The 1,128-nt window shown below is 49.0% G+C and carries 1 protein-coding gene; it reads left to right on the forward strand.

All coding sequences use genetic code 11. The features are described from left to right. Positions 1–1,128 (forward strand): hypothetical protein (locus ACO0LF_RS31290; protein WP_423021292.1); only part of this gene is annotated, 1,128 nt, incomplete at both ends.

Here is a 1,128-nt window from a genome sequence, read left to right on the forward strand (position 1 = left end):
CTGCCGCGATTGCCGTTGATAACTCACTGGCAAATCAACAAAAGCTAAATTGGGCGCTCAACGACCTGCGTGAGAAAAAAAGCGCAGAAGCAACAGCCAAGCAAGTCAAGGACAGTCGTGATTTAGATCACAGCAAAGCTGACGTTAATGTTGGGCAAATGCAGTTCATGGTTAATCTCAAAAAGAAGGATTGGGATGAGATTGACCAAAATCTGAAAAATGCACAAAAAAATCTTGTTGATCGACAAACTCAGTACGACGCAGCATTAGCAGCATCCAAAGTGGCGCTGAATGCTAAGTCAGATGCTGAAGGCGAAGTAGCAGCAGCGAGAGCAGCAATTAATACCAGCGACAGCACGCTTATTAGGCAAATCTATCAATATTACGCCATCATTCTGGGGCGATTCCCAGAGCCAGCAGGCATTAATTACTGGCTTAATGATCTTCGTCGTGGCGACAGCCCAGCGGTATTTGCCTATAACCTTTATAAAGGCAGCGATTCATATACCAGGGGTTTAAGCCCTAGAGATCTATTCGCCCGTTCTTACCACTATCTGTTGGGCCGCAATGATGGTGATACATACAACGGTATGGATGAATGGGGCGCAGCCTTGAGTGCTGCAGCGGATACGCCGAATTCGCTTGGGCAAGTGTTTGTTGACTTTTTGAACCGTACTTTGAATGCAACTAGCGGAAACGATAAGGCCGGCAAAGACTTCCTCAACTCCAGGACCGACGAAGTCATGTATGCATCTGTCCAGCCCGCGCTGGACAAGCTCAAGACCGCGTCAGACCATTTCGATGAAGTCAAAGGATATGAAAAAAGTGCCAACCAAAACCTGCTCGATGCGCAGGCAACCCTCAAACGCGCGCCCGATTCTACCCAGGCAAAAGACGATTACGACCAGGCTGTTCGCAATCTTGACGAAGCAGTCAAGGCAAGCAATAACGCCTATACTGCTGCAAATACTGCCGCTGACGACTACAGAAAAGCCACAAGCGCAGCACAAAGTGCACAAGACCTGGTGAGTGCGCTGGCGTCTGCTGGTACACCACCTTCTGGTGCCGCCACCAGTGACATCAATGCCAAGCTCAGTACCTACAACATTGCCCAGGGTATTGCTACCG

The sequence above is a fragment of the Undibacterium sp. Di27W genome (genome assembly GCF_049340345.1).
Lineage (GTDB): Bacteria > Pseudomonadota > Gammaproteobacteria > Burkholderiales > Burkholderiaceae_D > Undibacterium.